This window comes from Streptomyces sparsus (assembly GCF_054776295.1).
In genome coordinates, this window is sequence record NZ_BAAHCA010001050.1 from 1 (window position 1) to 1,546 (window position 1,546).

A 1,546-nucleotide genomic window follows, 5' to 3' on the forward strand; every position below is an offset into this window, starting at 1 on the left:
GTGCGCCCGCCCGCTGTCAGGCGCGTTCGGTGCCGGTGCGGGGAGCGGGCAGCGGCGGGGCCGCGGAGGCGTCGCCGACCGCGGTGCGCAGCGTCGCCAGGTTGTCCCGGGTGATCCGCCACAGCAGTTGCTGCCGGTCGTGCACGTCGGCGACGGCCGCCTCGTGGTCGTCGAGCAGCGCTACGGCCCGCTCGGTCAGGCTGTCCGCGAGGTGCTGATCGTGCACGGACACGCCCCACTGGGGGCGGTCGATGTCGGCGAGGAAGTACGCCAGCTTGGGGTGCGAGACCAGGCTCAGCACCGGCGTGCCGCAGCCGAACGGGATCATGCCGGCGTGCCCGCGCATGCCGATGACCAGCCGGGTCCGCCGGTAGACGTCCCGGATCCCGTCGTTGGAGAGGTCGTAGAGCGGCTGGACCGGCAGGGTCAGGCCGTGCTCCCGGCGCAGGTCGTGCACCACCTGCTCGTCGGCGGGGGTGTGCGCGGCGCAGCGGACGTCGGCGTGCGACCGCAACGTACGGACGGCACGGGCCAGTTGGTCGAGGAAGTGGCCGTAGCCCTGGCCGAAGCGCAGCGCCGCACGGTCGTAGGCGCAGTTGAGCAGCACGGTGTCGTCCCGCTCGGCCGGGTCCTGCCAGCCGTCGGTGATCTGCCGGGTGACGGTGGTGGGGCAGGGCTGGTGGACCACCTTCTCGCGCAGTTCGGCGGGGAGCAGGTCGCGGACCCGCTCGACCGAGCCGCGGTTGCGCAGGCCGAAGAACGCCGACTGTTCGACGAGCGTGCGCAGGGCGGTGCTGAACCGTTCCCGTTCGTAGCCCTGGCCTGCGAAGACGTTGTAGCCGACGGCGAAGACGGCCAGCGGCACGGTGATCCGGCGCAGGTTCGCGTCCGGCACGTTCCACTGCCAGCCGCTGTTGCCGTTGGGCCAGGTGTCGGGCAGGAACAGCCCGCCGCCACCGACGACCAGCGCCCGGCGGCTGTTGACCTCCTCCAGCGCGGCGTCGTCGAACAGCCGGTGCACCTCGACCGGGTGCCAGCGGCCGGAGTCCGGGCCGCCGCCGGCCTGTTCGCCCAGACAGGCCCGTACCGCCTCGGGCAGCACCTTGTCGCCGGCGTTCTCCTGCCCGGTGGCGTAGAGCGCGACGTGCGCCCACTGCTGCCCGGGCGCCACGGCCGACTGCCCGGTCCCGGCTGCCGGTTCGGCGGGCTCGGCCAGGTACAGGGCGCGGCAGGTGCGGTTGACGGGCTCGGCGTCCAGCCCCGAACGGGCGCGACCGCGGGCGGTCGTGTGGTCCCCGCGCAGCCACGCGAGGCGGGCCAGACGGCTGAAGGCCTTGGCCGCGGTGTGGGGGGCGGCGGTGGCGAGCAGCAGGTGCGTCTCGGCCTCCTCGTAGCGGGAGACGGCCATCAGGGCGCTGCCCAGCGTCTCGTGGAAGCGCGGTTGGTCGGCCCGCGCGGTCACGCTGGTCAGCACACGCACGGCCTCGCCGTAGCGGCCCTGCGCGAGGTGCACCAGGCCGACGGCCCGGGCCAGGTCCACGGTGGG

1 protein-coding gene is annotated in these 1,546 nt (G+C 74.4%); it reads right to left on the reverse strand.

Annotated elements, in window-relative coordinates; genetic code table 11:
* Positions 1–16: 16 nt before the first annotated feature.
* A partial coding sequence (locus ACYVE9_RS26200) for a polysaccharide pyruvyl transferase family protein (protein ID WP_461030375.1) occupies positions 17–1,546 on the reverse strand: 1,530 nt, incomplete at its 5' end.